Consider the following 21,736-nt stretch of genomic DNA (forward strand, 5'->3'; position numbering starts at 1 on the left):
CCGCCTAGTAGCGGTTCCAGCTGTTGGCGGCGGTGTGGGTGGCGGCGGCTTCCTTCAGGTTGCCCAGCTCTGCTTCGCGGATTTCACGGTGGAGTTCGGACAGGCGGTCGGTGGCCAGCGCGTCGCCGGCGCGGGCGGCCTGTTCCAGCAATTTCATGGCCTCGACGCGGCGGCCGCTGTCGGCCTGGTATCGCAGCGCCAGCTCGCGGCGGGCCACGGCGGAGCCCTGTTCGGCCCACTCGCGCAGTCGCCGCTCTGCAGCAAAATCCCCGGACCTATTCATTTTCAGTGCCGTCGCCTCGATCACCGGCGCCGGAGGAACCATGTCCTCTTTCGCCTGCGCTCCGATCAGTACGCCCACGGCGACCAGCACCGTTGCTACCAAAACGCCGGATTTGTTGAATAATTCCATCTTGGAGTTTGCCTTTATTCGAAAATAGCAGTCGCCACGCGAGATGCTATCCTACCACTTATTTCTTAAAAACAACAGAACTTTTATTTTTTTACTATTTGGTGCACTGCACAGCGCGCGCCTCGCTGGAGGGCGTTTTGTGCAGTGCAAGGGATATTAGCATGCTCATTTTGCCGGAAAGGCAGCGTTGCCAGCGGAGCAGGGTAACAATTGTAACCATTCGTTAGAAACCAGCCCGCACAGCAGGAATGCGGACCGCGCGGTGTTTCTAATTATGAATGATGATGAGATAAATTCAAGTTTAATTTACAAATAATGAATTTAGGAAACTCTACGGTGCGGAGCGTGGAATGTCGATGACGATCTGCCGCGACCCGTCCCAGCGCCGCGCCTGGGCGTCCAGCCGGAACACCGTGAAGGGGATGGCGCCGGCGATGTCGCCGCGCGCGTCCCAGGCGATGTCGGCGTAGGCGCCGCCGTAGTCGACGTCCGCGCCTTGCCGCACCAGCGCCAGCGCCGCCCCGATGGCCTCGGGACGGACCGCCGCGCCCGGCGCGTTCATCACCGGCCGCAGGCTGTCCCGTATCATGGCCGGCGTGGGCGACGCGGTGCCGTTGACCCGGCCGGCGCGCTCGATGGCCAGCGCCATGGCCATCACGATGTCGTAGGTGGGCGCGGTGAAGTCCTGCGGCTCGCTGGCGTACTGCGCCACGTAGCTGTCGCGGAAATAGCGGTACGAGGCGCTGTCGTACAGGCCGAAGGTGGCGGCCGCCCCGCTGGCGCCGCCCTTGATCTGGCCCGGATCGGCGAGGTTGTCGGCGAAGGTCTGGTTGCCCGCCGCCGTGCCCGGCAGCAGCCACAGGCCCGCGTACTGGCTGGACAGCGACTCGTTCAGCACATTGGCCGAGATGTCGGCCGCCAGGATGCCGTTCAGGATCACGTCCGGATTGGCGTCGAACACCTGCTTCAGGTAGGGCGCGAAGCCGCTCTTGAGCCCGAACGGAATGGCCACCGTGCGCACCACCTGGCCGCCGATGGCCTGGAAGGCCGGCGAAAACAGGCTGTCCAGGCCGGCGCCGAACGCGTCCCCCTCGTTGACCAGCACCACCGCGCGCCGCTTGCCGGCGTCGAACGCGACCCTCGCCAGCACCGGCGTGGCGTCCACGTCGGAGACGCCGACGCGGAACACCAGGTCGCCGTCGGCCAGTGTGGTCAGCGCGGGCGAGGAACCGGACTCCGTCAGGATGGGCACGCCCCTGGCCTGCGCCAGCGGCAGCAGGTTCAGCACGCGGGTCGAGGTCGACACGTTCAGGATGGAGACGCCGCCGTCCAGCAGTTGCCGGCCCATTTCCTGCGCCTCGGCGTTGTCCCGCGCCACCAGCGCGATGGCGTTGACACGCTTGCCCAGCACGCCGCCGGCGTCGTTGACCTGGCGCGCCGCCAGCAGGAAGGCGTCGCGGGTCGAGGTGCGCCAGCCGACCGAGCCGATATTGATGGCGGCGGGGTCGAACATGGCCTGGATCGGGTTGGCCGGCAGGGGCGTCGATGCGTCCCGTCCACCGCCGCCGCAGGCGCCCAGCCCGAGCGCCAGCGCCGGCGCGGCCAGCGCGGCCAGTGTCCTTCGCCTAGAACCGGTATTCATACTGCACCCCGTAGCGCCGCCCCGGCGATGGATAGTCGATGCCGCCCACGCCCGGATCGACATGGCGGCCGTTGGCCAGGTCCCGCACCTGCAGCCGCACATGGGCGTGGCCGCCCAGGGCCCAGCGCGCCGTCAGCGTGGTGTCGACGTAGCCGCGCAGCGTGTAGCGCTGGTTCGCCAGCAGCACGTTCGCGGTGGCGGCCGGGCGCGGGCCCACGTAGCGGTTGTCCACGCTCAGCACCAGGCGCTGGTCCAGCAAGGTCGCGCTGGCGCCCAGATTGGCGCTGTCGCGCGGGAACAGTTCGCCCTCGGGACGCTGCGCCAGCGGCGCCAGCGTGTAGCGGTTCACGCCCCGCGCGCTGTTGGCGCGGCTCGCGTTCAGGTAGGCGTTGAACCAGTCGCGCCGGTAGCGCGCCTCCAGTTCCGCGCCGCGCACCGTGCTGTCGCTGCTGTTGCGCGCCACCAGGTTGAAGAACTCCTGTTCCAGCGTCACCAGGTCCCGCACCCGGGTGTGATACAGCGTCAGCGCGGCGCTCCAGTGCGCCGATGGCGGGCTGGCCAGCTGCAATTCCACCGTGCGCGACTTTTGCGGCGCCAGCGCGGGATTGCCCCGGATGTCGCCCGGCTGCACGGCGGTGCGGTACAGCAGCGAGGTGGAGGGCGCCTGGAAGGCGGTGCCGCCCAGCAGCTTCAACTGCCACGCGCCGGGCAGGGCGCCCACCACGCCGGCGCGGTAGGATTGCTGCCGTCCATAGACCGAATGCCGGTCGCCGCGGCCCGCCGCGATCCCCCGCAGCCGCCACGGCAGCGGGAATTGCCATTGGACGTAGACGCCGGTGTTGCGCAAGGTCTTCTCGCCGGGCTGGCTGAGCTGGAAGTCCGTGCCGTCGGCCACGTTGTGGCGGCGGAACGATTCCAGCGTCTCGCGGTCGCGCAGCACGTCCAGCCCCAGCAGCAGGCTGCCCCCCGCTTCCGGCTGCCACAGCCACTCCGCGCTGCCGTCGATGGCGCGGTAGCCCAGGTCGCGCAGCAGGTGGTAGTCGGGCGCGCCGGTCCGCACCAGGTCGCCGGACGCCGGTCCGCCTTCGCCGTAGCCCAGGGCCGCGCGCACGCTGTGCCGCGCGCCGAAGGCGCGGCTGTAGTTGACGTGCGCCGTGCCCTGTCGCAGCGCCACATGGGTGGGCGGGCGCAGCAGGGGATTGGGGCTGGCGAACACGTGGTCGCCGTCCTGCTTTTGCCAGAACACGCTGCCGCCCAGCTCGTCGTCCCCGTCCCGCCAGCCGCCGCGCAGATAGAGGCTGCGCGGGTCGGCGTCGTCCACCGGGGAGGACGGCGCGCGGCCGTAACGCTGGTAGTCCGGCGACACGCGGGGCAGGGCCAGGCCGGCGCGGTCCGCGCGCGCCGCCTGCACGCCCCAGGCCAGCCAGTACGGCCCCGACCGCAGAGCGCCGCTGCCGGACAGCAGCGCGCTGTCGCGCCCGCCACCGCCGCGTTCGTAGCCGACAACCACGCGTTGCCCGGCGCCGTCGCGCCGCGTGATGACATTGATCGCCCCCAGCAGGGCGTCGGCGCCGTACAGCACGGACACCGGGCCGCGCACGATCTCGACGCGCTCTATCATGCCCACCGGGATGAACTCCAGGCCGATGAATTGCTGCTGCGTGCCGCGGAAGGCGATCGGCCGGCCGTCGAGCAGGATCTTGATGCCGCGGCTGGCGGACTGGGCGCCGGCGTTCAGCCCGCGCACGCCGAAATGGTGGTTGAGCCCGTCGTCGCTCTCGACGAATCCGGCCTTGTGCGCCAGCGCCTCGGCCAGGCTGAGGTAGCCGTAGCGGGCGAAGTCGTCGGCCGTGATCAGGGTCACCACGGCGGGCGTGGCGTACAGCGGCGTGGCGGTCTTGGTGGCCGTCAGCACTTTCACCTGGCGCAGCTGCTCCAGGCTCAGCTCGAAAACCGCGTCCTCCTGGTCGGCCCCGCGCGCCCCGGCGCACGCGAGGCAAAGGGCTGTCAGCAAATGGCGGCGTCGCGCGGAGACATCCTTCATGCATGGCCCTTGGCAGGAGTGCGGTGTGGCGACCAGTATTCCCCATCTTCCACCGCGCCACAAGCGTCCCGCGGCGGCGGTTGTGGTCTTTTCGTCACGACCCAAATTGCTGGCCCGGCCGCGATCGCTTACGCTAGAATCAAACTAGTTTCCTAGTGATACGAGGGCACAGCATGCGCAGGGACGCAAGGCGAACCGGGGCCACACCGGCATGACCATGGCACAGGGCCGCCGGCGGAGCGGGCACGGTCGCGCCGGCAGTCTGGCAACCGCGGTCGCGGCCATGTGCCTGGTGGTCGGCGCCCAGGAAACGCCGCCCGCCCCGGAACAGCAGATCAAGGCCGCCTACATCCTCAACTTCACCCGCTACGCCAGCTGGCCCGCCTCGGTGCTGGCCGACGCGCGCGCGCCGCTGGTGGTGTGCGTGATGGGCCAGGGCAGCGGCGACATCGCCCGCCAGCTGCACAGCCGCGCGGCCGGCAGCCATCCGCTGGATTTGCGCACCATCACCCGCGGCGAGGACGCCGCGCCCTGCCACGCGCTCTACATCAGCCCCTCCGAGCGGCCGCGCCAGGCCGCGCTGCTGGCCAGGCTGCGCGACCAGGCGGTGCTGACCATAGGCGATTCCGCCTCCTTCCTGGCCGATGGCGGCATGATCAACATGATGCTGGTCGAGGGCAACATCCGCTTCGAAGTCAACCTGGCCGCCGCCAAGCAATCGGGCATGAGCCTGAACCCGCGGGTGCTGGCGCTGGCCGAGCGCGTCGTCGGCGGGGCCGCCAAATGAGCGCGGCGCGCCCGGGCCTGCGGCAGCCCCTGCGCGACGTCGCGCTGCAGCGCAAGCTGGTGCTGGTCTCCATCCTCACCGCCGGGGCCGCGATGCTGGCCGCGCTGGTGGCGCTGGTGTCCTACGATTTCATCGTCGCCCGGCCGAAACTGGTGTCGGACCTGGCCGGCCGCATGCAACTGGTGTCGCTCAACCTGGACGTGGACCTGAACTTCGGCGACCGGCCGGCCGCCGCGCGCACGCTGGAAGCGCTCAGGGGCAGCGCCGACATCCACGGCGCCTGCCTGTTCGACGCGCGGCGCGGGTTTTTCGCGCGCTATGTCCGGGATGGCAAGCTGGAGTGCGACTGGCCGGCCGAACTCGACGGTGCCGGCCACCGCTTCCACGGCGATTTCCTGGCCATGCTGGCGCCGGTGCGCTATGGCCAGGAGGTGGTCGGCTACCTGCAGGTCGATTACGCGCTGCCGCCGCTGGCCGACCGGCTGCGGCAGTACGGCCTGGTGCTGGCGATGGTGATGATGACGCTGCTGGTGGGCGGCATCCTGCACGCCCTCAGCGTGCGCAAGCTGGTGACGCGGCCGCTGCTGGCGCTGTCGTCGATGGCGCACCGCGTCACGCGCGAGCAGCGCTACGACCTGCGGGCCGAGGCCGAGGGCCGCGACGAGGTGGGCCAGCTGGCCGGGGCCATCAACGACATGCTCAGCACCATCGCCGAGCGCGACGCAGCGCTGCGCCGCAGCCAGTCGCTGCTGGAGAACATCGTGGCGAAATCCTCCGCCGTCATCTACATCAAGGATTTGAGCGGGCGCTACCTGCTGGTCAACGAGCGTTTCCGCCAGATCCTGCCTCCCGGCACGGTCGACCCGCTGGGGCACGACGACACCGAGGTGTTCCCGCCGGCCACCATCGCCACCATCCAGGCCAACGACCGCGCCGTGCTGGAGAGCGGCCATTCGAACGCCTATGAGGAATCGGTGCCGGACAGCACCGGCGAGATGCGCATCTACCTGTCCGAGAAGTTCCCACTGAAGGACGAATACGGCCACACCTGGGCGCTGGGCGGCGTCTCGACCGACATCACCGAGCGCAAGCGCGGCGAGATCGAGCTGATGCAATACCGCGACAAGCTGGAGGAACAGGTCGCCGTGCGCACGGCGCAGATGGTGGAGACCAACAAGGAGCTGGCCGAATCGCTGGAAACGCTGCGCCTGGCGCAGGACGAGCTGGTGCGCAGTGAAAAGCTGGCCGCGCTGGGTTCGCTGGTGGCCGGCGTCGCCCACGAGCTGAACACGCCCATCGGCAACAGCCTGCTGGCGGTCAGCACGCTGATCGACCAGACCCGCGGTTTCCAGAAGCAGCTGGCCGAGGGGCTGAAGCGCTCGACCTTGCAGGCCTACGTCGCGGACATCCAGGGCGGCGGCGAGATCGTGCTGCGCAATCTGCACCGGGCGGTGGACCTGGTGGCCAGCTTCAAGCAGGTGGCGGTGGACCGCGCCACCTCGCAGCGCCGCGCCTTCCTGCTGGCGGACCTGGCCAACGAGATCCTGCTGGTGCTGATGCCGACCTTCAAGAAGTCCGGCATCAAGGTGCGCCAGGAGGTGCCGGGCGATATCGAGATGGACAGCTATCCGGGGCCGTTCGGGCAGGTGCTGATCAACCTGATCACCAACGCCCTCAGCCATGGCTTCGAGGGGCGGGAGGGGGGCGTCGTGATGATCTCGGCCCGCGCCGCCGGCGACGGCGCCGTCGAAGTGGTCGTCAGCGACAACGGCGGCGGCATCGCGCCGGAAAACATGGGCCGCATCTACGACCCCTTCTTCACCACCAAGCTGGGGCGCGGCGGCTCGGGACTGGGGCTGAACATCGTCTACAACATCGTGTACGGCGTCCTGGACGGCAAGATCGAGGTCGAAAGCGAGCTGGGGAAAGGCACCCGCTTCGTCCTGACGCTGCCCGGCCAGGCGGGAAGCACGCAATCAAAGTAGGGGCAGTGGCGTCAGACGCGCGCGAGGTGGCTCGATCACCAGCAATGCGCCAGCCAGCAAAGCCGACGACGCGCGATCCAATTCATCGGCAACCCTGGCCGCGACTTGGGCGCTACGCGCGGCATGGAAGCGGAGTTGTACAACGCTGGGCCTGGTAGCTCGCGATTCGGCAAGAAGCGCCCCAAAGTCCAGATCTTGAGTGATGACGATGTAGTCGTGCCGTCGGGCATAGTCCAGAATGTCTGTGTCGCTCGCGTTGCCTGGCCCGACGTTCGTCCAATGGACAGCCAGGTGGCCAGCGGCCATAAAGGTACTCACCCAGCGGGGCGAAATGTTCATGTCCAGGAGCAGCCTCATAGGGCGCTCTGCTGGGTTTCCTTTGCAGAGGCAAACTCAAGGGCTTGTCGTATGTCTTCGTATTCGAGGTAGGGAAAGTCGTCCAACAGTTCGGGTATGCTCTGGCCGGCCTGAAGCTGCGCGATGATCATGCCCACGGTTACGCGCATTCCCCTTACGCAAGGTTGTCCCCGCATGACAGCGGGGTTGATCGTGATGCGGTCCAGATTATTCATATCCCCTCCTGCCCTCAGTATCAACGATCATCACGGCAAATCAAGCGGGGCGACGGGGAATGTTGATCGGCCTGCACCGCCCCCGGGGAATGGCTACTGCTGCTTGTTGTGGAACTGTTGCGCAAGCGACTGCAGCGGCGCGGCCGGCAGGGTGGTGGGCTCGATGCCCGGCGGCAGCGCCACCCGGACCGGCATGCTGGCCTTGCCGGCCGACGACAGCACATTGCCGGTCGTCTCCGGCGCCGCGTTCCACACCGGCGCGGCGATGCCCTCGAAAATGGTCTTCAACTGCTCGCCCCAGGTGCTGCGTATCATCTGGAAGTACTGGTTCTTCTCGTCGATGGTGACGAAGCGCGTCACCGCCAGCGAGTTGTTGTCATACACCAGCAGATCCAGCGGCAGGCCGACCGAGATGTTGGAGCGCAGCGTCGAATCCATCGAGATCAGCGCGCACTTGGCGGCCTCGTCCAGCGGAGTTGCCGGCGTCACCACGCGGTCGATGATGGGCTTGCCGTACTTGGCCTCGCCGATCTGGAAATAGGTGTTCTCGTTGTGCGACTCGATGAAGTTGCCCGCCGAGTAGATCTGGAACAGGCGGCAGCGCTCGCCCTTGATCTGGCCGCCGAACAGCATGCTGACGTTGAATTCGATGCCGAAATCGGCCAGCGCCTTGGCGTCGCGCTCGTGCACCTGGCGCACCACCTCGCCCACGATGCGGGCCGCCTCGTACATATTGGGCGCGGTCCAGATGGTGTGGCCGGCGGCGTTCACGTGGTCCGACAGCAGCTGCCGCACCGACTGCGAAATCGACAGGTTCCCGGCGGTCATCAGCACCATCATGCGTTCGCCGGGCAGTTCGAACACATTCATCTTGCGGGCGGTGCTGACCTGGTCCACGCCCGCGTTGGTGCGTGAATCGGAGAGGAAAACCAGGCCCGCGTCCAGACGCATCGCTACGCAGTAAGTCATCTTGTGTTTATTTAAGGCAAAAGATAATTCTAGCACTCTCCGGGCCGGGCGGCCTCACTGCGGCACGATCTGGACGTTGACGGACATGGCCTCGTCGCCGCCGCCGCGGCGCACGCCGCGCACCGGGGCGGCCGCGTCGTAGTCGCGGCCGATGGCGAGGCGGCAATAGGCGTCCGTCATCAGCCGCGCGTGGGTCACGTCGATGCTGACCCAGCCGGTGTAGTCGCGGTCCTCGGCCCAGGCGTCCACCCAGGCGTGGCTGGCGGCGTGGCCGGTGTTGCCGGGGTCGATGTAGCCGGACACGTAGCGCGCCGGGATGCCGTGCGCGTGGCAGCAGGCCAGGAAGATGTGGGCGTGGTCCTGGCACACGCCTATGCCCATCCGGAGCGCGGCGCTGGCCGTCGTGCTCACCTCGGTCGCACCGCTTTGATACTTCACCGCACCAAAGATGTGCTGCGCCAGCAGCATCAGGTGGCGCGTCTGCGCCTTGCCGTCCGGCAGGCAGGCGGCCGCCAGTTCCAGCACGCCCGGGGTGGCGCCCGTGAAGCGGGTCGGCACCGTGTAGATCAGCGGCGACAGCGAATCGCCGTTGGCGATCCGCCCCTGCACCGGCTGGGTGGTCTCGACCACGCCGGTGGCCACGATGGACAGGCTGTTGTGCGGCTGGGTGAGGGTCAGCATGTGCGACAGGTTGCCGTAGGCGTCCGTGTAGCCGTGCAACTGGCCCGCGGTCGACAACTGCCAGCTCAGCACATGCTGGTGCGCCTCCGCGCGCGGCGTCAGGTGCAGCTGCTGGATGGTGTAGGCGGGCGGCGTGCTGTAGTGGTAGCTGGTTTCGTGCCGTATCGATAATTGCATCTCGTCTCCAAAATCGGCCTAGGCGGCCATCGGCACCAGGAAATCGCGGCTGATGCGGTTGCCCAGTTCGTTGACGCGGCGCAGGAACTCCGTCAGCGTGTCGTGTAGCCCCGCGTCCAGGATGTCGGCGAGGTGGCCGAAGCGCAGTTCCGCGTGCAGCTTGCCGGCGAAGCGCTCGGTGTCGCGCGACAGGTCGTTGCGCACCAGCGCCAGGTTTTGCACCACCTCGTCCATGCAGGCCAGCAGCGAACGCGGCATGTCCGCGCGCAGCATCAGCAACTCGGCGATGCGCGCCGGCGTGATGACGTCGCGGTAGACCTTGCGGTAGATCTCGAAGCCGGACACCGAGCGCAGCAGCGCCGCCCAGTAGTAGAAGTCCCGCTGGGCCTGCTCGTCGCCCTGTTCGCTGGCGCGGGCGCCGTGGAATTTCACGTCCAGGATGCGCGCCGTGTTGTCGGCCCGCTCCAGGAAGGTGCCGAGGCGGATGAAATGCACCGCGTCGTCCTTCAACATCGTGCCCAGGGTCACGCCGCGCGACAGGTGGGAGCGGTATTTCACCCATTCGAAGAACAGGCTGGGGTCGTTCTCCAGCACGCCGTTGTTCAGGCGCTTCTGCAAGTCCAGCCAGGTCTGGTTCTGGATCTCCCACACCTCGGTGGTCAGGGTGCCGCGCACGGCGCGGGCGTTTTCGCGCGCCTCGGTCAGGCAGGCCGCGATCGACGAGGGGTTGGACGGGTCGCGCACCATGAAGTCGATCACGCTGCGCGCGTCGAGTTTGCTGTGCTTCTTGTCGTAGGCGGACTGCAGTTCCGAGATGCCCAGCATGGCGCGCCAGCCTTGTTCGGCGTCCTGTTCGGACTGGGGCAGCATCGAGGTCTGCACGTTCACGTCCAGCATGCGGGCCGTGTTCTCGGCGCGTTCGGTGTAGCGGGCCATCCAGAACAGATGGTCGGCGGTGCGGCTCAGCATGTTTATCTCCTTAGCGTTCGAGTATCCAGGTGTCCTTGGTGCCGCCGCCCTGCGACGAGTTCACCACCAGCGACCCCTCCTGCAGCGCCACGCGGGTCAGGCCGCCCGGCACCATGGAGATGGTCTTGCCGGACAGGACGAAGGGGCGCAGGTCGATGTGGCGCGGCGCGACGCCGCTTTCCACGAAGGTCGGGCAGTTCGACAGCGCCAGCGTGGGCTGGGCGATGTAGCCGTCCGGCCGCGCCAGCAGGCGCTTGCGGAAGTCCTCGATCTGTTCCTTGGTGGACGCGGGGCCGACCAGCATGCCGTAGCCGCCCGCGCCGTGCACCTCCTTGACCACCAGGTCGGGCAGGTGGGCCAGGGTGAAGGCCAGATCCTCCTTCTTCCGGCACTGGTAGGTCGGCACGTTGTTCAGCACCGGCTCCTCGGACAGGTAGAAGCGGATCATGTCCGGCACGTAGGGGTAGATGGACTTGTCGTCGGCCACGCCGGTGCCGATGGCGTTGGCCAGGGTCACGCGGCCCGCGCGGTACACGGACAGCAGGCCGGGCACGCCCAGCGCGGAGTCGGGGCGGAAGGCCAGCGGGTCGAGGAAGTCGTCGTCCAGGCGGCGGTAGATCACGTCCACCCGGCGCGGGCCGTGCGTGGTGCGCATGTACACCGAGTTGTCGGCCACGAACAAGTCCTTGCCCTCCACCAGTTCCACGCCCATTTGCTGGGCCAGGAAGGCGTGCTCGAAATAGGCCGAGTTGTACATGCCCGGCGTCATCACCACGATGGTGGGATCGTCCACGCCCATCGGGGCCACCGAGCGCAGGTTGTCGAGCAGCAGGTCGGGGTAGTGGTCGACCGGGGCGATCTTGTTGCGGGCGAACAGTTCCGGGAACAGCCGCATCATCATCTTGCGGTCCTCCAGCATGTAGGACACGCCGGACGGCACCCGCAGATTGTCCTCCAGCACGTAGAACTCGCCGGCGCCGGCCCGCACGATGTCCACCCCCGCGATATGGGCGTAGATGTCGGAGGCCACGGAGATGCCCTGCATCTCGGGCCGGTACTGCGCGTTGCGGTAGATCTGCTCGGCCGGGATGATGCCGGCCTTGATAATGTTCTGGTCGTGGTAGATGTCGTGGATGAACATGTTCAGCGCCTTGACCCGCTGCACCAGCCCGGTCTGCAACTGCGTCCATTCCCCGGCGGGGATGATGCGCGGGATGATGTCGAACGGGATCAGGCGTTCGGTGCCCGCGTCGTCGCCGTAGACGGCGAAGGTGATGCCCACGCGGCGGAACATCAGGTCCGCCTCGGCGCGCTTGCGTTCTATCGTTTCCGGTGGCTGCTGTTCCAGCCAGCGGCAAAACTCGCGGTAATGTTCACGGACGCCGCCGTCGGTATCGGCGCGCATTTCATTGAAAAAGTTCGGCATCTTCAGTGTCCCTGGCTTCGATAAATATTACCTATCAAGAAACGTGCCAGAGAGCATGCACCATCGCGGTGCGCCTTGGCCCCGGTCAGTAACGCAGCTTGTACCAGAACAAGCCCAGCCATTCATACACCGCGTAATAGGAGCCGGACAGGCCGGACGCGCTGGGCAGCAGTTGCAGCGGCGAGAAGGCGTGCGTGGTGAAATAGGCGGTGGGCGCGGACACGACTTCGAGGCCGGCGCGCTCGAACACCAGCCTGGCCCGCGCCATGTGCATCGCGTCCGTCACCAGCAGCACGCGGCGCACGCCGGCCGGGGCCAGCATGCGGGCCGAGTTGGCGGCGTTTTCCGCCGTCGTCTCCGAACCGGCCTCCACCCACTTCACCGGGGTGCGGAAGTCCTCGCGCAGCGCCCTGGCCATGCCCTCAGCCTTGGGCTGCAGCCCGCGCACCGGATCGGCGTTGCCGCCGCTGACGAGGATGGGCAGGCCGGTCTCTTGCTGCAGCCTGGCGCCGTAGCGCAGGCGGGCCAGGGTGATGTAGTCCGGCACGTCCTGGTTGCCGTACTCGGGCGCGCGCAGCATGCTGCCGGCGGCCAGGATCACGATGGCCTGGGCGCCCCTGGCCGCTGGCGCCAGCAACGGCGGTTCCATGCGTTCGAGCGGCCGTAGCAGGGCGGTGGCGGCGATGTTCGTGCTCAGTACCAGCAGCAGCCCCACGGCGCCGCGGCGCGCGATGATCCCCAGGCGGGGATGGCGGCGGCGCAGCAGCAGGCCGGTCGCGTACAGCAGAAGCAGGCTGAGCGGTGGCAGCAGGATCAGGTGGATGAGTTTATTGAGGAGCATCTTGCGATTGGAGCAATAACGCCGGGCAAAGTCAAGGATGGGCCGGCCACGCTCACGGCGCGGGCATAGTGGATATTGCGCCGGACAGATCACGGCGGGCCCGCCGGTGCCTACAGTGACGCCTTTCAACCATCACAATGGGAAGGTGTGGCCATGGGAATTGCCAAGCGGCTGGTAGCGGAGGGATTGGGCACGGCGCTGCTGTTGACGATCTCCGGCGGATGCGGCGTGGTCGCCGCGCGGCTGGCCGGTGGCGACGCGGCGCTGGCGCTGCTGGTCGGTTCCGTGGTGTCGAGCGCCGGGCTGGCCGTGCTGATCCTCACCTTCGGCGGGATCTCGGGCGGGCACTTCAATCCGGTGCTGACGCTGTCCGAGGCCTGGCGCGGCAAGCTGCCGGCGGGGTACGTCGCGCCATACATCGCCGCCCAGCTGGCCGGCGCGGTGACGGGCGTGGCCGCCACGCACGGCATGTTCGGGCTGGAGCTGCTGGTGGCCGCCAGCGAGGTGCGCACCGGCGCGGGGCTGTGGCTGGGCGAATTCGTCGCCACCTTCGGCCTGCTGAGCGTGTTCATCGGATGCGGCCGCAGCCGGCCGGTGGCCGCGCCGTTCGCGGTGGCGGCCTACGTGATGGCGGCCTGCTGGTTCAGTTCGTCCAGCGCCTTCATGAATCCCGCGCTGACGCTGGCGCGCGCGATCGGCAGCGCCGGCGGCGGCATCCGGCCGGCGGACGCCCCCGGTTTCATCCTCTCCCAACTGGCCGGCGCCGCCTTGGCCAGCCTCGTCTTCGCCTGGCTCCACGGCGCCTCCCGGCCCGCCCCCATCCGTTCCTGACAGCAAAAAGCGCCCAGGGCCTATTTTTCCGCGTGGATAAAATAGCCCTGGGCGCTTTAGTTGAAAAAAAAGCCCGGCGCTTGGCCGGGCTCGGGACGATCTATATATGGTGCGTCAGTCTTTGATTTCCAGCGCGCGGTTCAGGCTCAGCGCGGCCAGCGAGCCGACCGCGCCGGACAGCAGGTACAGGCTGACATAGGCCAGGCCGAAGTTGGCCGACAGCCCCAGCGCCACCAGTGGCGCGAAGCCCGCGCCCACCAGCCACGCCAGGTCGGACGTCAGCGCGGCGCCGGTGTAGCGGTACTTGGTCTGGAAGTTGGCGGTCACGGCGCCGGCGGCCTGGCCGTAGGACAGGCCCAGCAGCGCGAAGCCCACCAGCAGGAAGATGTTCTGGCCCAAGTCTCCGCCATCCATCAGCATCGGCACGAAGCCGCTGAAGACGGCGATCATGGTCGCCAGCGCGCCCAGCGTGGTGCGGCGGCCGACGCGGTCCGCCAGCAGGCCGGAGACGATGATGCCGCCGGCGGCGATGAAGGCGCCAAGGATCTGCAGCTCGAGGAATTCGCTCAGCGAGCGGGTCGAGTACAGGTTGATCCAGGACAGCGGGAACACCGTCACCAGGTGGAACAGCGCGTAGCTGCCCAGCGCGGCCAGCGCGCCGATCAGCACGTTGCGGCCCTGGTTTTGCGCCAGTTCCACCACGTTGACCGGGTCCAGCTGGTGCTCGTCCAGCAGCTTGGAGTACTCGGACGTGGACACCAGGCGCAGCCGGGCGAACAGCGCGACCACGTTGATGGCGAAGGCCACGTAGAACGGGTAGCGCCAGCCCCACGACAGGAAGTCCACCGGCTCCAGTTCGGCGAGCAGGTAGGCGAACAGGCCGGCGGCGATGATGAAGCCCACCGGCGCGCCCAGCTGGCCCAGCATGGCGTACCAGCCGCGCTTGTTGGCCGGCGCGTTCAGCGCCAGCAGCGACGGCAGCCCGTCCCACGAGCCGCCCTGGGCCACGCCCTGGCCGATGCGCAGTAGCGACAGGATGACGATGGAGGCGGTGCCCAGGTGCGCGTATTCGGGCAGGAAGGCGATGCCGGCGGTGGAGATGCCCATCAGGAAGAGGGCGGCGGTGAGTTTGGTTTCGCGCCCGAAGCGTTCCTGCAGGGCCATGAAGATGACGGTGCCGATGGGGCGGGCGATGAAGGCGAAGGCGAAGATGGTGAAGGAGTACAGCGTGCCCTCGAGCCGGCTTTCAAAGGGGAAGAACACTTGGGGGAACACCAGCACGGAGGCGATGGCGTAGACAAAGAAGTCAAAGTACTCGGAAGCTCGACCTATCACCACCCCGATGGCTATTTCACCGGGAGCGATATGCCCGTCCCTGGCATTGATGTTGCGTGCGCCCTGGCTGGTTTGGCGCGTTGGGTGATCGGCGGGAAAATCGCCGTTGAATGTTGTCGTCATGGCTTTTTCCTTGTCTCGCGTAATAATTTTTACAACGGCGCACTGAATCTGAAGGCGCTGGGGGGTAGGACAAAGTGTCCAATGTCCAGCGTCCGCCGTTGGCGTTACAGTAGCATGTTATTCATTTTATGTAACGTACATTACCGCATGATTCCTTCAATAGCTCGTCGCGGACTGTCGCTTCTTCCCCTTTTGTGGCTTGCCGGCTGCAATACGGTGGTCATGAACCCGTCCGGTGATATCGCCGCTCAGCAGGCCAACCTTGTCGTTGTGTCCACTCTGCTGATGTTGCTGATTGTCGTGCCCGTCATCGCATTGACTCTGTTCTTTGCGTGGCGTTATCGCGCCAGCAACACTTCCGCCACTTACGATCCAGACTGGGATCACTCCACCAAGCTCGAACTCGTGATCTGGGGCGCGCCGCTGCTGATCATCATCGTGCTGGGCCTGCTGACCTGGATCAGCACGCACAAGCTGGACCCCTACCGTCCGCTGTCGCGCATCGACGAGAACCGTCCCCTGGCCGCCGGCGTCAAGCCGATCGAGATCCAGGTGGTGGCGCTGGACTGGAAGTGGCTGTTCATCTATCCGGAGCAGGGCATCGCCACCGTGAACGAACTGGTGACCCCGGTCGACGTGCCGGTGCGCTTCAAGATCACCGCCTCCTCCGTGATGAACTCGTTCTACATCCCCGCGCTGGCCGGCCAGATCTACGCCATGCCGTCGATGGAGACCGAACTGAACGCGGTGATCAACAAGGTCGGCGTGTACGACGGCTTCTCCGCCAACTTCAGCGGCGACGGCTTCTCGCACATGCGCTTCAAGTACCACGGCGTGAGCCAGGGCGATTTCGACCAGTGGGTGCAAAAGGCCAAGGGCGCCGGCAACACGCTGGACCGCGTGAGCTACCTGGAACTGGAAAAGCCGAGCGAGCGCGAGCCCGTGCGCCACTACGCCGGCGTGTCCGCCGACCTGTACGAGGCGATCCTGAACCGCTGCGTCGGCGACGGCAAGACCTGCATCAACAAGATGGTGGCCGACGACATCGTCCGCGCCCGCACCGCGGCCGAGCTGTGCTTCACGCCCCAAGCAAAAACCTTTTCCATGAAGACTGAAAATGCAAGCGCAAACGCAAACTGACCTCATCTTAGGCAGGCTGAGCTGGGACGCGATTCCGTTCCACGAGCCCATCCTGCTGGTGACCTTCGCCGGCGTGGTGCTGGGCGGCCTCGGCCTGTTCGGCGCGCTGACCTACTTCCGCCTGTGGGGACCGCTGTGGCGCAACTGGTTCACCAGTATCGACCACAAGAAAATCGGCATCATGTACATGATCCTGGGCCTGATCATGCTGCTGCGCGGCTTCGCCGACGCGCTGATGATGCGCGCCCAGCAAGCCATCGCCTTCGGCGACCAGGCCGGCTTCCTGCCGCCGCACCACTACGACCAGGTCTTCACCGCCCACGGCGTGATCATGATCTTCTTCGTGGCGATGCCCTTCGTGACCGGCCTGATGAACTACGTGGTGCCGCTGCAGATCGGCGCGCGCGACGTGGCCTTCCCGTTCCTGAACAACTTCTCCTTCTGGATGACGGCCTTCGGCGCCATGCTGGTGATGGCCTCGCTGTTCGTGGGCGAGTTCGCCCGCACCGGCTGGCTGGCGTATCCGCCGCTGTCGGGCATCCTGGCCAGTTCCGGGGTCGGGGTCGACTATTACATCTGGTCGCTGCAGGTGGCCGGGGTCGGCACCTTGCTGTCCGGCGTGAACCTGGTGGTCACCATCGTCAAGATGCGCGCCCCCGGCATGGACATGATGAAGATGCCCGTGTTCACCTGGACCGCGCTGTGCACCAACGTGCTGATCGTGGCCGTGTTCCCCGTGCTGACCGCCGTGCTGGCCATGCTGTCGCTGGACCGCACCTTCGACACCAACTTCTTCACCAACGAGCTGGGCGGCAACCCCATGCTGTACGTGAACCTGATCTGGATCTGGGGCCACCCCGAGGTCTACATCCTGATCCTGCCGCTGTTCGGCGTGTTCTCCGAGATCGTCTCCACCTACAGCAGCAAGCGCCTGTTCGGCTACACCTCCATGGTGTACGCGACCGTCGTGATCACCATCCTGTCCTACCTGGTGTGGCTGCACCACTTCTTCACGATGGGCTCCGGCGCGTCGGTGAACTCGTTCTTCGGCATCACCACGATGATCATCTCGATCCCGACCGGCGCCAAGATCTTCAACTGGCTGTTCACCATGTACCGCGGCCGCATCCGCTTCGAGCTGCCGATGATGTGGACCATCAGCTTCATCATCACCTTCGTGATCGGCGGCATGACCGGCGTGCTGCTGGCCGTGCCACCGGCCGACTTCGTGCTGCACAACTCGCTGTTCCTGATCGCCCACTTCCACAACGTCATCATCGGCGGCGTGGTGTTCGGCGTGTTCGCCGGCATCAACTACTGGTGGCCCAAGGCCTTCGGCTACAAGCTGGACACCTACTGGGGCAAGTGGTCGTTCTGGCTGTGGACCGTCGGCTTCTATTTCGCCTTCATGCCGCTGTACGTGCTGGGCCTGATGGGCGTGACCCGCCGCATGAGCCACTTCGAGGACAGCTCGCTGCAGATCTGGTTCCAGATCGCCGCCGTGGGCGCGGTGATGATCGCCGGCGGCATCGGCGCCATGCTGCTGCAGTTCTACGTCTCCTTCCGCGACCGCGCCAAGCTGCGCGACGTGACCGGCGACCCGTGGGGCGGCCGCACCCTGGAATGGTCGACCTCGTCGCCACCGCCGGACTACAACTTCGCCTTCACCCCGGTGGTGCACGACAACGACACCTGGGCCGACATGAAAAAGAACGGCTACCAGCGTCCGCTGAAGGACTTCGTGTCCATCCACATGCCCAAGAACACCTGGGCCGGCATCGTCATCGCCGGCATCAGCGGCGTGGTCGGCTTCTGCCTGATCTGGCACATGTGGCTGCTCGCCGGCGTGACCTTCGCCATCATGATGGCCACCATCATCGTCCACACGTTCAATTACAAACGCGATTACTACATCCCGGCCGAGGAAGTCACTCGTTCCGAAGATGCGCACACCCGACTGCTGGAAGCCCATGTCTAACGCACATATCCCCACCGCCGACGTGAGCTCGCGCTATTTCACGCGCGAGCACCATCCGGAGAACGGCACCCTGCTGGGCTTCTGGATCTACCTGATGAGCGATTGCTTCATCTTCGCCATCCTGTTCGCCAGCTACGCCGTGCTGGGCCGCAACTACGCGGGCGGCCCGACCGGCGCCGAACTGTTCGACCTGAAGCTGGTGGCCCTGAACACGGCCTTCCTGCTGCTGTCGTCGATCACCTACGGCTTCGCGATGCTGGAATCGCAGAAGAAGAAACTGGGCCTGACGCTGTTCTGGCTGATCGTCACCGGCCTGTTCGGCCTGGCCTTCCTGGGCCTGGAACTGTACGAGTTCCAGCACCTGATCCACGAGGGCGCCGGTCCGCAGCGCTCCGCCTTCCTGACCTCGTTCTTCGCGCTGGTCGGCACCCACGGCCTGCACGTGACCTTCGGCTGCGTGTGGCTGGTGGTGCTGCTGTTCCAGCTGAAAAAACACGGCCTGACCGTGGAAAACAAGCGCCGCCTGATGTGCCTGTCGATGTTCTGGCACTTCCTGGACGTGGTCTGGATCGGCGTGTTCACCTTTGTCTACCTGATGGGAGTCCTGTAATGGCCGGCCATGACCACAACCACGACCATGGCCACGGCCATGGCCATGACGACCACGGCCACCACGGCCACGACGACGGCCACGACCACGGCAGCCTGAAGAGCTACACCATCGGCTTCGTGCTGGCGGTGATCCTGACGGCGGTCCCGTTCTGGCTGGTGATGGGCAAGGTGTTCAGCGACTCGAGCACCACCGCGCTGATCCTGCTGGGCCTGGGCGCGGTGCAGATCGTGGTGCACATGGTGTACTTCCTGCACATGAACGCCAAGTCCGAGGGCGGCTGGAACATGCTGGCCATGATCTTCTCGGCCGTGGTGGTCGTCATCGTGCTGTCCGGCTCGATCTGGGTCATGTACCACATGAACCACAACATGATGCCGGGCATGCCCGACGCGCACGACATGCGGATCCGTCCGTAATGGACGCGCCGCGCGACGACGCCGACGCCGGCCAGCGCCCCCGCTCGGCGGGCGCGCGGCGGGCGCTGGCCGTCTGCGCGGTCGTCCTGGTCGCCGTGTTCGTGGCGCTGGGGACCTGGCAGGTCAAGCGCCTCCAGTGGAAACTGGACCTGATAGACCGCGTGGACGCCCGCGTCCACGCCCGGCCCACGCCGGCCCCGGGCCCCGACGCCTGGGCCGGCGTGACCGCCGCCGAACATGAATACCGCCACGTGGCCCTCACGGGCGTCCTCCTCACCGAATACACCACCAAGGTCAAGGCGCTGTCCGACCTGGGCGGCGGCTTCTGGCTGCTCACGCCGATGTGCCGCGAAGACGGCGCCATCGTGTTCGTCAACCGCGGCTTCGTCGCGCCGCCGGACGCCGCCAGGATACCGGCTCCCGCGACCGCGAAGGGCGACGCCTGCGCCGCGGCGCGCGGCCGCGCGCCGGCCACCATCACCGGCCTGCTGCGCATCGGCGAGGGCAGTTCCGGCTTCCTGCAAGAGAACGACCCCGCCAACGACCGCTGGTACGCGCGCCAGATCGGCGCCATCGCCGCCGCGCGCGGCCTGGCGCGCGTCGCGCCGTACTTCGTCGACGCGGACGCCGGTCAAGAGCCGGACAACGGGGCGCAAGGCGGCGACGCCGCGCCGCGCCCGACCGGCGGCCTCACCGTTATTTCCTTCCACAACAACCACTTGGTTTATGCTCTCACCTGGTACGCATTGGCGCTGATGACCGCCGGCGCCTTCCTGTGGGTGGCGCGCGACGAGCGTCGGCGTTCGAAAAAAGCATAAACCGGGCGGGGATCAATGTCGGGGAACAGCGAAATTCTTGCAGTCTTGAAGGAACCGGCGGCCGCCGCCGCCAACGTGGGCCGCGCCGCCGGCCACCAGAACATGCAACACCTGATCCAGCTGCGCTGGATCGCCGTGGTGGGCCAGGTCACGACCATCGCCGTCGTGGCCGGCGGCTTCGGCATCCAGCTGCCGCTGGTCTACATGCTCGAGGTGCTGGCCTGCCTGATCGCCTTCAACATCGCCAGCCAGTTGCGCTGGCACGAGAAATGGGCCGTCACAAACGGCGAGCTGTTCCTGTCCATGCTGGTCGACGTGGCCAGCCTGACGGCCCAGCTCTACCTCAGCGGCGGCACCTCGAATCCCTTCATCTTCCTCTACCTGCTGCAGGTGATCCTGAGCGCCGTGCTGCTGGAGGCCTGGTCCACCTGGACCATCGTCGCCATCACCAGCGCCTGCCTGGCGGGGCTGGCCGTGGTCTCCAAGCCGCTGGCGCTGCCGCTGTTCCACGAGCGCGGCTACTTCAGCCTTTATATCCAGGGCATGCTGATCTGCTTCGCCATCAACGCCGCGCTGCTGGTGGTGTTCATCACCCGTATTTCCGACAATATGCGGGCGGCGGACGCCCAGCTGGCCAAGCTGCGCCAGCGCGCCGCCGAGGAGGAGCACATCGTGCGCATGGGCCTGCTCGCCTCCGGTGCCGCGCACGAGCTGGGCACGCCGCTGGCCACCCTGTCCGTGATCCTGGGCGACTGGCGCCGCATGCCCGAGTTCCGCAGCAATCCCGAACTGCTGGAGGAGCTCACCGAAATGCAGACCCAGCTGGCCCGCTGCAAGTCCATCGTCAGCGGCATCCTGCTGTCGGCCGGCGAGGCGCGCGGCGAATCGTCCGTGAAAACCACCATCAACACCTTCCTGGATGGGCTGATGGCCGAGTGGCGCGGCAGCCGTCCGGTGGTGGAACTGGAGTACGAAAACCGCATCGAAGGCGATTTGCCGGTGGTGTTCGATTCCACGCTCAAGCAAACCATCTGCAATGTGCTCGATAATGCGCTGGAGGCCTCGCCGGCCTGGGTGCGGCTGGAGGCGTGGCGCGAGGCGGACGAGCTGAAACTGCGGGTCACCGATCGCGGTCCGGGCTTCCTGCCCGCGATGCTGGCGCACCTGGGCAAGCCCTACCAGTCCAGCAAGGACAAGCCGGGCAGGGGACTGGGGCTGTTCCTGGTGGTGAACGTGGCCCGCACCATGGGCGGCACGGTGGCCGCCAGCAACCTGGAGCAAGGCGGCGCCGCGGTGCTGCTGTCGCTGCCGCTGGCCGCGATCGCGGCGGACGAGGAAGAAAGCCATGAGTGAAGAACTGAACGACGGACTGGACGCGGAGGAGCGCCTGCTCCTGATCATCGAGGACGACGAGGCCTTCGGCCGCACGCTGACCCGCTCGTTCGAACGGCGCGGCTACCAGGTGCTGCACGCGACCGGGCTGGAGGAGGCCGAGGCCCTGCTGGAGGAGCACTCGCCCGGCTACGCCGTGGTCGACCTCAAGCTGAAGAACAACACCTCCGGCCTGCTGTGCGTGCAGATGCTGCACAAGCACGACCCCGAGATGCTGATCGTGGTGCTGACCGGCTTCGCCAGCATCAACACGGCGGTGGAGGCGATCAAGCTGGGCGCCTGCCAGTACCTGGCCAAGCCGTCCAACACGGACGACATCGAGGCCGCCTTCAACCACGTGGCCGGCGCGGCCGACATCGAAATGACCAACCGTTCCACGTCGATCAAGACGCTGGAGTGGGAGCGCATCCACGAGGTGCTGGCCGAGACCGACTTCAACATCTCCGAGGCCGCCCGCCGGCTCGGCATGCACCGTCGCACGCTGGCGCGCAAGCTGGAAAAGCAGCGCGTGAAGTGAGGCGCTCAACTGTGTGGCCATGTGGCATGATGATGCCCTTTCGCTAACCTTTCGAAGAAGGCGGGACC

The 21,736-nt window shown here is 66.8% G+C and carries 21 protein-coding genes; 10 read left to right on the forward strand and 11 right to left on the reverse strand.

Annotation, left to right across the window (positions count from 1 at the left end):
- Nucleotides 1–4: 4 nt before the first annotated feature.
- The 3 genes from BM436_RS07875 to BM436_RS07885 form a co-directional block, all read right to left on the reverse strand.
- Nucleotides 5–412, reverse strand: coding sequence for a hypothetical protein (locus BM436_RS07875; protein ID WP_177307047.1), 408 nt, complete (start codon nt 410–412; stop codon nt 5–7).
- A 331-nt stretch (nt 413–743) separates the two neighbouring features.
- The gene (locus BM436_RS07880; RefSeq protein ID WP_093554960.1) at nt 744–2,054 is read right to left on the reverse strand and encodes an ABC transporter substrate-binding protein; all 1,311 of its coding nucleotides are present in this window, start codon (nt 2,052–2,054) and stop codon (nt 744–746) included.
- Nucleotides 2,038–4,068, reverse strand: coding sequence for a TonB-dependent receptor plug domain-containing protein (locus BM436_RS07885; RefSeq protein ID WP_229489576.1), 2,031 nt, complete (start codon nt 4,066–4,068; stop codon nt 2,038–2,040). Before BM436_RS07885 ends, BM436_RS07880 begins: the two co-directional genes overlap by 17 nt.
- A 241-nt stretch (nt 4,069–4,309) precedes the next feature.
- On the opposite strand from BM436_RS07885, the gene BM436_RS07890 reads away from it, so the two are divergent.
- Together BM436_RS07890 and BM436_RS07895 are read left to right on the forward strand one after the other, a co-directional pair.
- Nucleotides 4,310–4,885, forward strand: coding sequence for a TOL_0243 family YfiR-like periplasmic protein (locus BM436_RS07890; RefSeq protein WP_229489578.1), 576 nt, complete (start codon nt 4,310–4,312; stop codon nt 4,883–4,885).
- The gene (locus BM436_RS07895) at nt 4,882–6,870 is read left to right on the forward strand and encodes an ATP-binding protein (RefSeq protein ID WP_093554963.1); all 1,989 of its coding nucleotides are present in this window, start codon (nt 4,882–4,884) and stop codon (nt 6,868–6,870) included. Before BM436_RS07890 ends, BM436_RS07895 begins: the two co-directional genes overlap by 4 nt.
- Here BM436_RS07895 and BM436_RS07900 read toward each other — a convergent pair.
- The 7 genes from BM436_RS07900 to BM436_RS07930 all read right to left on the reverse strand — a co-directional run bounded on the left by BM436_RS07900 (nt 6,862) and on the right by BM436_RS07930 (nt 12,505).
- Complete coding sequence (locus tag BM436_RS07900) at nt 6,862–7,227, reverse strand: DUF5615 family PIN-like protein (protein ID WP_093554964.1); 366 nt, start codon at nt 7,225–7,227, stop codon at nt 6,862–6,864. The two genes, BM436_RS07895 and BM436_RS07900, sit on opposite strands and share 9 nt — an antisense overlap.
- Nucleotides 7,224–7,442 (reverse strand): DUF433 domain-containing protein, encoded by a 219-nt coding sequence (locus BM436_RS07905; RefSeq protein WP_093554965.1) that lies wholly within the window; start codon nt 7,440–7,442, stop codon nt 7,224–7,226. The genes BM436_RS07900 and BM436_RS07905 overlap by 4 nt, the downstream gene beginning before the upstream one ends.
- 93 nt (nt 7,443–7,535) lie before the next feature.
- Complete coding sequence (locus BM436_RS07910) at nt 7,536–8,411, reverse strand: proteasome-type protease (protein WP_093554966.1); 876 nt, start codon at nt 8,409–8,411, stop codon at nt 7,536–7,538.
- Nucleotides 8,412–8,465: 54 nt separating this feature from the next.
- Nucleotides 8,466–9,269 carry a transglutaminase family protein gene (locus BM436_RS07915; protein ID WP_093554967.1) on the reverse strand — a complete coding sequence of 268 codons (804 nt, stop codon included), beginning with the start codon at nt 9,267–9,269 and terminating at the stop codon, nt 8,466–8,468.
- Nucleotides 9,270–9,287: 18 nt separating this feature from the next.
- Nucleotides 9,288–10,238: an alpha-E domain-containing protein gene (locus tag BM436_RS07920; protein WP_093554968.1), complete on the reverse strand. Its 951-nt coding sequence runs from the start codon at nt 10,236–10,238 to the stop codon at nt 9,288–9,290.
- A 10-nt stretch (nt 10,239–10,248) separates the two neighbouring features.
- Nucleotides 10,249–11,664 (reverse strand): circularly permuted type 2 ATP-grasp protein, encoded by a 1,416-nt coding sequence (locus BM436_RS07925; RefSeq protein ID WP_093554969.1) that lies wholly within the window; start codon nt 11,662–11,664, stop codon nt 10,249–10,251.
- An 85-nt stretch (nt 11,665–11,749) separates the two neighbouring features.
- Complete coding sequence (locus BM436_RS07930) at nt 11,750–12,505, reverse strand: YdcF family protein (RefSeq protein ID WP_093554970.1); 756 nt, start codon at nt 12,503–12,505, stop codon at nt 11,750–11,752.
- 153 nt (nt 12,506–12,658) lie between these two features.
- Between BM436_RS07930 and BM436_RS07935 the strand changes: the two genes are divergently transcribed.
- Nucleotides 12,659–13,336, forward strand: a complete 678-nt coding sequence (locus BM436_RS07935) for an aquaporin (RefSeq protein WP_093554971.1) — start codon at nt 12,659–12,661, stop codon at nt 13,334–13,336.
- A gap of 114 nt (nt 13,337–13,450) precedes the next feature.
- Here BM436_RS07935 and BM436_RS07940 read toward each other — a convergent pair whose 3' ends face one another.
- Complete coding sequence (locus BM436_RS07940) at nt 13,451–14,794, reverse strand: MFS transporter (protein WP_093554972.1); 1,344 nt, start codon at nt 14,792–14,794, stop codon at nt 13,451–13,453.
- A 147-nt stretch (nt 14,795–14,941) separates the two neighbouring features.
- Between BM436_RS07940 and cyoA the strand changes: the two genes are divergently transcribed.
- From cyoA to BM436_RS07975, 7 genes are read left to right on the forward strand one after another with little or no spacing between them, the layout of a single operon-like run.
- Nucleotides 14,942–15,934, forward strand: a complete 993-nt coding sequence (gene cyoA, locus BM436_RS07945; protein WP_093554973.1) for a ubiquinol oxidase subunit II — start codon at nt 14,942–14,944, stop codon at nt 15,932–15,934.
- Nucleotides 15,912–17,912, forward strand: coding sequence for a cytochrome o ubiquinol oxidase subunit I (cyoB, locus tag BM436_RS07950; protein WP_093554974.1), 2,001 nt, complete (start codon nt 15,912–15,914; stop codon nt 17,910–17,912). The genes cyoA and cyoB overlap by 23 nt, the downstream gene beginning before the upstream one ends.
- The gene (gene cyoC / locus BM436_RS07955) at nt 17,905–18,522 is read left to right on the forward strand and encodes a cytochrome o ubiquinol oxidase subunit III (protein ID WP_093554975.1); all 618 of its coding nucleotides are present in this window, start codon (nt 17,905–17,907) and stop codon (nt 18,520–18,522) included. The genes cyoB and cyoC overlap by 8 nt, the downstream gene beginning before the upstream one ends.
- Complete coding sequence (cyoD, locus tag BM436_RS07960; RefSeq protein WP_093554976.1) at nt 18,522–18,941, forward strand: cytochrome o ubiquinol oxidase subunit IV; 420 nt, start codon at nt 18,522–18,524, stop codon at nt 18,939–18,941. Before cyoC ends, cyoD begins: the two co-directional genes overlap by 1 nt.
- Nucleotides 18,941–19,759, forward strand: a complete 819-nt coding sequence (locus BM436_RS07965) for an SURF1 family protein (RefSeq protein WP_093554977.1) — start codon at nt 18,941–18,943, stop codon at nt 19,757–19,759. Before cyoD ends, BM436_RS07965 begins: the two co-directional genes overlap by 1 nt.
- A gap of 15 nt (nt 19,760–19,774) precedes the next feature.
- A complete protein-coding gene (locus tag BM436_RS07970; RefSeq protein ID WP_093554978.1) occupies nt 19,775–21,112 on the forward strand; it encodes an ATP-binding protein in 1,338 nt (445 codons plus the stop codon).
- Complete coding sequence (locus tag BM436_RS07975; RefSeq protein ID WP_093554979.1) at nt 21,105–21,668, forward strand: response regulator transcription factor; 564 nt, start codon at nt 21,105–21,107, stop codon at nt 21,666–21,668. The genes BM436_RS07970 and BM436_RS07975 overlap by 8 nt, the downstream gene beginning before the upstream one ends.
- The last annotated feature ends 68 nt before the right edge of the window (nt 21,669–21,736 follow it).

Source organism: Pseudoduganella namucuonensis (genome assembly GCF_900116645.1).
Taxonomy (GTDB): Bacteria; Pseudomonadota; Gammaproteobacteria; order Burkholderiales; family Burkholderiaceae_D; genus Rugamonas; species Rugamonas namucuonensis.

Excerpts from the sequence above, each read along its gene's own strand:
- BM436_RS07930 (WP_093554970.1), bottom strand. The coding sequence starts at position 12,505 with ATGCTCCTCAATAAACTCATCCACCTGATCCTGCTGCCACCGCTCAGC.
- BM436_RS07900 (WP_093554964.1), bottom strand. The coding sequence starts at position 7,227 with ATGAGGCTGCTCCTGGACATGAACATTTCGCCCCGCTGGGTGAGTACC.
- BM436_RS07915 (WP_093554967.1), bottom strand. The coding sequence starts at position 9,269 with ATGCAATTATCGATACGGCACGAAACCAGCTACCACTACAGCACGCCG.
- cyoC (WP_093554975.1), top strand. The coding sequence starts at position 17,905 with ATGTCTAACGCACATATCCCCACCGCCGACGTGAGCTCGCGCTATTTC.
- cyoB (WP_093554974.1), top strand. The coding sequence starts at position 15,912 with ATGCAAGCGCAAACGCAAACTGACCTCATCTTAGGCAGGCTGAGCTGG.
- BM436_RS07940 (WP_093554972.1), bottom strand. The coding sequence starts at position 14,794 with ATGACGACAACATTCAACGGCGATTTTCCCGCCGATCACCCAACGCGC.
- BM436_RS07925 (WP_093554969.1), bottom strand. The coding sequence starts at position 11,664 with ATGCCGAACTTTTTCAATGAAATGCGCGCCGATACCGACGGCGGCGTC.
- BM436_RS07895 (WP_093554963.1), top strand. The coding sequence starts at position 4,882 with ATGAGCGCGGCGCGCCCGGGCCTGCGGCAGCCCCTGCGCGACGTCGCG.
- BM436_RS07890 (WP_229489578.1), top strand. The coding sequence starts at position 4,310 with ATGACCATGGCACAGGGCCGCCGGCGGAGCGGGCACGGTCGCGCCGGC.
- cyoA (WP_093554973.1), top strand. The coding sequence starts at position 14,942 with ATGATTCCTTCAATAGCTCGTCGCGGACTGTCGCTTCTTCCCCTTTTG.
- BM436_RS07910 (WP_093554966.1), bottom strand. The coding sequence starts at position 8,411 with ATGACTTACTGCGTAGCGATGCGTCTGGACGCGGGCCTGGTTTTCCTC.
- BM436_RS07935 (WP_093554971.1), top strand. The coding sequence starts at position 12,659 with ATGGGAATTGCCAAGCGGCTGGTAGCGGAGGGATTGGGCACGGCGCTG.
- BM436_RS07970 (WP_093554978.1), top strand. The coding sequence starts at position 19,775 with ATGTCGGGGAACAGCGAAATTCTTGCAGTCTTGAAGGAACCGGCGGCC.
- BM436_RS07975 (WP_093554979.1), top strand. The coding sequence starts at position 21,105 with ATGAGTGAAGAACTGAACGACGGACTGGACGCGGAGGAGCGCCTGCTC.
- BM436_RS07920 (WP_093554968.1), bottom strand. The coding sequence starts at position 10,238 with ATGCTGAGCCGCACCGCCGACCATCTGTTCTGGATGGCCCGCTACACC.
- BM436_RS07875 (WP_177307047.1), bottom strand. The coding sequence starts at position 412 with ATGGAATTATTCAACAAATCCGGCGTTTTGGTAGCAACGGTGCTGGTC.
- BM436_RS07965 (WP_093554977.1), top strand. The coding sequence starts at position 18,941 with ATGGACGCGCCGCGCGACGACGCCGACGCCGGCCAGCGCCCCCGCTCG.
- BM436_RS07905 (WP_093554965.1), bottom strand. The coding sequence starts at position 7,442 with ATGAATAATCTGGACCGCATCACGATCAACCCCGCTGTCATGCGGGGA.
- cyoD (WP_093554976.1), top strand. The coding sequence starts at position 18,522 with ATGGCCGGCCATGACCACAACCACGACCATGGCCACGGCCATGGCCAT.
- BM436_RS07880 (WP_093554960.1), bottom strand. The coding sequence starts at position 2,054 with ATGAATACCGGTTCTAGGCGAAGGACACTGGCCGCGCTGGCCGCGCCG.